Raw genomic sequence first — 6508 nt, 5'->3', positions numbered from 1 at the left:
CGTGCATCCGCCGTGCGGGGGAGGGCGAAAATTTTCTGTGCTTTCCTAGGGTAATCCCGCGTTCCAAAACGCAGTCGTGCAACCATTCGGCAAGCTGAACGAAACTATAATGAAAGAAATTTCGCTCGTACCCAGCAAGAATGCCGTCGCGCTCGCACGAAGACGGCCAGTACGGCTCTTGTATTGTTCATCCATTAATTTGGTTCGTCCTAGGGGGATCAACACCTAGGAAAGAGAGGCATGGAACTCAGTTCAGCGGCATTCTGGATAGCGCTGCTCCAGATCATTTGGGTCAATATTCTGCTATCGGGCGACAACGCCGTGGTCATTGCGCTGGCGGCGCGTTCGCTGCCTCCGGCGCAGCAAAAGAAAGCGATCACGATCGGCTCGGCCGCCGCGATCATCATGCGTATCGTGCTGACCTTGGTAGCCGCCAAGTTGTTGCTGTTGCCGTACTTGAAGCTGATCGGCGCGTTGCTCCTGGTCTACATCGGCGTGACGCTGCTGTTGCCGGAAGGCGAAGAAGATGGCGCGGGCAAGACGCAAGGTAATCTGCTGACCGCGATTCGCACTATCATGATCGCCGACTTGGTCATGAGCCTGGACAACGTGGTGGCCGTCGCCGCCGCGGCAATGGGCGATACGACTTTGCTGGTGTTGGGCCTGGCCATCAGCATCCCCTTGGTCATCTTTGGCAGCACGCTGCTTTTGAAGGTCATCGAGCGCTTCCCCGTCATCGTCTGGGTGGGTGCGGCGTTGCTGGGCTTTATCGCTGGCGAGTTGCTGGTCGGAGACCCCGCCTTGCAGGAGCCGGTGGCCCGTATTGACGCGGCCTTGGGCATTACCCATCACAGCTTCGCGCTGATGACGGGCGCACTGGGCGCGGTGCTGGTGTTGGCGATTGGTAAAGTTTTACTGATGCGCCAGAAAGCTGAATGAAAGCTGAATTACAATAATCAGTTGTTTTGAATGATCCTGCCGTGCCGCGCGCGGCGCGGCGGGATGGCCGGCTCGGGACCGGCCTTTCTTTTCATAAATGCCTTCGGGGGTTCTATAGTGCTTGAGTTTTTCCAGACGCTGAGTTGGGCAGCGGTATTCCAGATCATTCTCATCGACATCCTGCTCGGCGGCGATAACGCGGTCGTGATCGCGTTGGCGTGCCGCAATTTGGCGCCCAAGCAGCGCATGCAGGGCATTCTTTGGGGCACCGCGGGCGCCATCATCCTGCGTGTCGTGCTGATCGCTTTTGCATTGACGCTTCTGTCGATTCCGTTCCTGAAGGTCGTTGGCGGTTTGCTGCTGGTCTGGATCGGCGTCAAGCTCCTGATCCCCGAAGACGACGCGCATGGCAATGTGAAGGGCGGAACGTCCATCGCCGCCGCCATCAAGACCATCATCATCGCCGACTTCGTGATGAGCCTGGACAACGTGATCGCCATTGCCGGCGCGGCCCAGAACGCCCACGCCGACCATCAGATCGGCCTGGTCGCCTTCGGCCTGATCGTCAGTGTGCCGATCATCATCTGGGGCAGCACGCTGGTTCTGAAGCTGATCGACAAGTATCCGCTGGTTGTTACCTTTGGCGCGGCTCTCTTGGGCTGGATCGCGGGCGGCATGCTGATTACCGATGTGGTTGTCGAACGTCAATTCGGTGTGCAGCCGACTACGGTTAAAATCGCTGCAGAAATTATCGGCGCCTTGCTCGTTGTTGTCCTTGGACGGTGGCTTGCAAGCCGCAAAACCGCTTCCAAGGAATCAGCACATGAGTCTGCGTAGATCCGTCGATCCCCAGCAATCCGAATCGGGCCTGAGCCTCCTTCAGGGCCTTTTCGTGCTGGCCATCCTCGGGATAGTCGCGACGGTCATCGTCTCCAATTTCGTTTGATGACCGCTCGTGTCTCTTCCGCAACGCCTGGTCATCGCGACCCGCGCCAGCCGGCTTGCCCTTTGGCAAGCTGAGCATGTGCGTGACCGACTGCGCACGCTGTACCCAGCGTGCGCAGTTGAGCTTCTTACCCTGACGACCCGAGGCGATCAGATCCTGGACAGAACCTTGTCCAAGGTCGGTGGCAAAGGTTTGTTCGTCAAGGAACTTGAAAACGCGTTGCTCGACGGACGCGCTGATCTGGCCGTGCACTCCTTGAAGGACGTGCCGGTGGATCTGCAAGCTCCGTTCGAGCTCTGCGCAATTCTTGATCGCGCGGACCCGCGCGACGCCTTCGTCTCCAATCGCTATGCCAGCCTGGCTGATCTGCCAGCGGGTGCCGTCGTGGGTACGTCCAGCCTGCGCCGCGAATCGCAGATACGCGCGCGCTTTCCGGAGCTGGTGGTCAAGCCGCTGCGCGGCAACCTGGACACCCGCCTGGGCAAGCTGGACAAAGGCGAATACGACGCCATTGTGCTTGCCGCCGCCGGCCTGGAACGCCTGGGCCTGGGGGCGCGTATCAGCAGCCTGCTGGACCCCGCCGATAGCCTGCCGGCCGCGGGGCAGGGCGCGTTGGGCATCGAAATCCGCAACGATCGCGACGACATGCGCGCGTGGCTGGCGCCGCTGATCAGCGCGCCCACCACGTCGTGCGTGCTGGCGGAACGGGCGGTGTCGCGCAGGCTGGGCGGCTCCTGTCAGGTGCCCTTGGCGGCCTTCGCCCAGATCTCGGGCGATACGCTGTCGCTACGCGCACTGGTGGCCTCGCCGGATGGCGTACGCATGGTCCGTACGGCCCACAGCGGCCCCGTGGCCGATGCTGAAACGCTGGGCGAAGCTGCTGCACAAGAGCTGCTGGATGCCGGCGCCGCCGTCATCCTCCAGGAACTGCTGCAAGCCGATCCTCGGCCGGACTGATGTCCAGCCCCGCCCGAGTCGCCGTCCTGACGCGGCCCGAGGGCCGTAACGAGGCGCTGGCCGGCCGTCTGACCGACGCCGGCTGGTTGGCTTGCACGCTTCCAGCCCTGGAAATCCATGCATTCGAGGTTCCCGCCGCGCAGGTGCCGCGTCCGGCGGACTTCGACATGGTTGTGTTCGTCAGTGGCAACGCGGCCAAGCAATACCTGCGGCAACTTTCAGTCGCGCATGGCGAAGGCGTGTGGCCCGCTGATGTAATCGCCGCCACAGTGGGCCCCGCCAGCGCGCAAGCGTTGCGCGAATCGGCCGCCTTTTGCGCGAATACAACAGTCCTGCATCCCGGCGACGACGCGCCCAGCCACGATTCCGAAGCCTTGTGGAAGGTCCTTTGCGGCTTGCCCGGCTTGCCGTCCCGCGTGCTGCTGGTGCGCGGCACACAGGGCCGCGACTGGCTGGGCGACAAGCTTGAGGCTCACGGCGCCGTCGTGACGCGCCATGCGGCCTATCTCAGGCGTCCGGCTGTCTGGGATGCCGAGGCGCTGGCGGCGTTGCGGCGCTGGGCGGACGCGGGCGTTCGCGCCACCTGGCTCATCACCAGCGGGGAAGGCGCGGATGCCATACGCGCGAACCTGGACGCGGCGGGCCTTGCCTCATGGTGGCAACAATGCCGTTTTGTGTTGACGCACCCGTCGCTGGCGCGCCGCGTCCCACCGGCCTGTCATGGCGCCGACGGGCCAGCAATGGTAAAAATCTGCTTGCCCAACGACGAGTCGATATTCCAGGCTTTTGTTGCTGCTTGATTCGTTGCATCGGACTGACACCGAATACAATCGCGTCATGACAGACAAGACTCCCGCTACCGATCCGGTCGTTCAAACGGCCGCCCCGGGCGCAAGCGCGCCCGCATCGGCCCCGGCCGATCCCGTCAAGGCCCGTCCGGCCAAGCGCGGCAATGGCCCCTTGGTCACCGCCCTGATAATCGTCATCCTGCTGGCCGTGGGCCTGGGTTATGCGCTCTGGAAACAACGCACCCAGTTCGTGTCCGCCGGGCGCGAGGTGGCTTCCCGTATCGACACCCTGACCGCCGACGTCGCACAGGCGCGCAAGGACACGCGCGAAGCGCTGGCCTTGGCCCAGGCGCAAGCTGGCCGCGTGGGCGAGCTTGAAGACACCGTCCGCGAAACGCAAAGCCAATACAACGCGCTGCAACTGGCCTGGCAGAACTTCAATGACAGCGCCAGCGATGAACTGCTGGCCAACGACGTTGAGCGACTTCTGACCATTGCCAATCAGCAATTGCGCCTGGCCGGCAACGTCTCCAACGCCATCGTTGCGCTGGAAACCGCGCAATCGCGTCTGGCGCGTGCCGACCGCCCGCGTTTCTCCAGCCTGCAGCAAGCCATCAACGGCGACCTGGACCGCCTGCGCGCGGTGTCCACGGTGGATATCCCCGCCCAATCCGCACGCATCGAACGCCTGGTGGCGCTGGTGGGCAAGGCGCCGCTGCTGGTGCCCGATGCCGTGGCGCCGGGCGTGGCCGCCGCTGGTGAAGCCCAACCGGCTGCCGCACCCGCGCCCGCCATTGATCCGCAAGCCGGCCTGCCCGCCGACGCGCCGTGGTGGCAGCGCTGGCGTGCCGAGGTCGTCTCCTGGCCCGGCCGTGCCGGCTCGGCACTGGCCCAGGAACTGGGCGGCTTGATCACCATTCAGCGCGTTGACGAACCCGCCGCGCTGCTGCTGTCGCCAGAACAGGCCGACCAGGTGCGCGGCACGCTGCGCCAGCGCCTGCTGACCGTTCAATTGGCCATGCTGATGCGTCAGCCTGCCATCTGGAAGAGCGAGCTCGACAACGTGGGCGTGACCTTGTCCAAGTATTTTGACAGCCGCTCCCCCGACACCGTCGCCGCGCAAACGCTGGCACGCGAGTTGGCCCAGACCGACATCGCCGTGCGCATGCCTGATGTGGCCGACAGCTTGAACGCCGTGGCCGCCTTGCGCGCCGCGGGCTTCAAGACCAGCGAGCAGGACTGAACCTTATGCGTACTTGGTTCTGGACACTGCTGCTCGCCGTCATCGCCGTCGCCCTGGCGGTGGTGCTGCGCTCGCATTCCGGCAACGTGCTGTTGCTGGTCTGGCCGTGGCGCATCAACATGTCGCTCACGCTGGCGGTGCTGCTGATCGTAGCAACCTTCATCGTGCTTTATGTGGGGCTGCGTCTTCTGGCGTGGCTGCTTGCCATTCCGGACCGCGTTCGCGTGTGGCGCGGCAAGCGTGCGCAGGCGCGCGACCACGAATTGCTGGAACGCGGCTGGATCGGCCTGCTTGAAGGCCGCTACGCCGTGGCCGAGAAAGACCTGACCAAGCTGCTCGACCAGACCAAGGTGCAGACGCGCCGCGTGCTGGCGGCCTTGTCGGCGGCGCGTGCCGCGCACGGCTTGGGCGAGTTCGATCGCCGCGACCGTCTGTTGGCCACCGCGCAAGAGCAGGCTGGCACGGACCCGGGCATGGTTGAAGCCGCCGCAACGGTGTCGGCCGATATGCTGCTGGACCAGGGCCGTCCCGAACGCGCGCTGGCGGTGCTTGCGCCCCTGGCTGACGGCGGCGCTCGCCACCTGCACACGATGCGCCTGCTGCTGCGCGCACACACCGCGCTGCATCACCATGAACAAGTCTTTACCCTGGCTCGGGGCCTGGTGCGCCGCAATGCGCTGGCCCGCTCCGAAGCCGATGCGCTGATCGACGCTTCCGGCGCGGCGCGTTTGCGCGCAGCCGCCCATGGCGACGCCTGGCGCGCCATCTGGAAAGACTTGAAAGCCGAAGAGCGCCTGCTGCCCGACGTCGCCTTGTCCGGTGCGGCTGCCTTTGATGCCGCTGGCGAAGCCAACGAAGCGGCGCGCGTGCTGGAAGCCGCCATTGCCGTCAAGTTCAATCCGACCTTGGTGGCGGCTTACGCCCGCTGTGAAGCCGAGCAGGTGTCGCGCCGTCTGGCCAAGGCCGAGACATGGCTGCAGCAGCGCCCGACCGACCCCGACCTGCTCACCGCATTGGGCATGCTCTGCCTGAACGGCCAGTTGTGGGGCCAGGCCGAACGGTACCTGTTGCGCAGTCTCAGCCGGCGCAGCGATGCACAAACGCACGCCTTGCTGGGTAGCCTGTATGACCGCCTTGACCGGCCTGCTGACGCAATGCGGCACTGGCGCCTGGCAACCGCCGCCAGCATGGCGCTGCCGGTACTGGCCGCCGACGGCGCGCTGCCCGCCGCGGATACCGGCTCAGACCCGTATCGTGTAGACGCCGAAGGCGGCTATGCGGTGGGCTTGTCTGACACGGATGGCGACGCCGATATCGCTGGCGATTACCTGCCGCTGCCGCCCGCCGTGGCGGCCTCGGCCTCTGATTACGTGCTGGACCCGGATGCCCGCGTCAGCCGCGACCAGCGCGACCGCGCGCTGGCGCCCGAAGACGCGCCGCTGGCTGGCGGCACGTCCGACATTGACGAGTACTTCGACAGCGCCCCGATTCCGGCGGCGGCTTTCGATGACCCCGTGCCCACGTATTCGCAGGCGCCTGCCACCAGCCCGAAGCCCGCGCCCGCCCCGGCGTCGGCCCCCGTGCCGGCGACCAAGCCGCCGTTCAAGGACGACGGCTCGCTTTGAACATTTCTTC

6 protein-coding genes are annotated in these 6508 nt (G+C 65.0%); all 6 read left to right on the top strand.

The window, feature by feature from the left end; genetic code table 11:
* Positions 1-240 precede the first annotated feature (240 nt).
* The 6 genes from WBR68_RS04120 to WBR68_RS04095 all read left to right on the top strand — a co-directional run bounded on the left by WBR68_RS04120 (position 241) and on the right by WBR68_RS04095 (position 6498).
* The gene (locus tag WBR68_RS04120) at positions 241-939 is read left to right on the top strand and encodes a TerC family protein (RefSeq protein ID WP_050446013.1); all 699 of its coding nucleotides are present in this window, start codon (positions 241-243) and stop codon (positions 937-939) included.
* Positions 940-1056: 117 nt separating this feature from the next.
* Entirely contained in the window at positions 1057-1776 is a 720-nt protein-coding gene (locus WBR68_RS04115; RefSeq protein ID WP_039883011.1) for a TerC family protein, read from the top strand.
* A 118-nt stretch (positions 1777-1894) separates the two neighbouring features.
* Positions 1895-2842, top strand: coding sequence for a hydroxymethylbilane synthase (gene hemC / locus WBR68_RS04110; RefSeq protein WP_230693596.1), 948 nt, complete (start codon positions 1895-1897; stop codon positions 2840-2842).
* The gene (locus WBR68_RS04105) at positions 2842-3642 is read left to right on the top strand and encodes a uroporphyrinogen-III synthase (RefSeq protein ID WP_230693595.1); all 801 of its coding nucleotides are present in this window, start codon (positions 2842-2844) and stop codon (positions 3640-3642) included. Before hemC ends, WBR68_RS04105 begins: the two co-directional genes overlap by 1 nt.
* A 37-nt stretch (positions 3643-3679) precedes the next feature.
* A complete protein-coding gene (locus WBR68_RS04100; RefSeq protein ID WP_127183851.1) occupies positions 3680-4873 on the top strand; it encodes a uroporphyrinogen-III C-methyltransferase in 1194 nt (397 codons plus the stop codon).
* 5 nt (positions 4874-4878) lie between these two features.
* Positions 4879-6498 (top strand): heme biosynthesis HemY N-terminal domain-containing protein, encoded by a 1620-nt coding sequence (locus WBR68_RS04095; RefSeq protein ID WP_050446010.1) that lies wholly within the window; start codon positions 4879-4881, stop codon positions 6496-6498.
* The last annotated feature ends 10 nt before the right edge of the window (positions 6499-6508 follow it).

Origin of the sequence: Achromobacter sp. JD-1, assembly GCF_038594925.1 — a bacterium.
In the GTDB taxonomy this organism is placed as follows: Bacteria; Pseudomonadota; Gammaproteobacteria; order Burkholderiales; family Burkholderiaceae_B; genus Achromobacter; species Achromobacter spanius_C.
Note: the sequence above shows the minus strand (reverse complement) of the source record. Positions and strands in the feature narration are given on the sequence as shown.

What these genes read in the sequence shown, in the direction of transcription:
- WBR68_RS04095 (WP_050446010.1), top strand. Translation starts at nt 4,879, where the DNA reads ATGCGTACTTGGTTCTGGACACTGCTGCTCGCCGTCATCGCCGTCGCC.
- WBR68_RS04105 (WP_230693595.1), top strand. Translation starts at nt 2,842, where the DNA reads ATGTCCAGCCCCGCCCGAGTCGCCGTCCTGACGCGGCCCGAGGGCCGT.
- WBR68_RS04120 (WP_050446013.1), top strand. Translation starts at nt 241, where the DNA reads ATGGAACTCAGTTCAGCGGCATTCTGGATAGCGCTGCTCCAGATCATT.
- WBR68_RS04100 (WP_127183851.1), top strand. Translation starts at nt 3,680, where the DNA reads ATGACAGACAAGACTCCCGCTACCGATCCGGTCGTTCAAACGGCCGCC.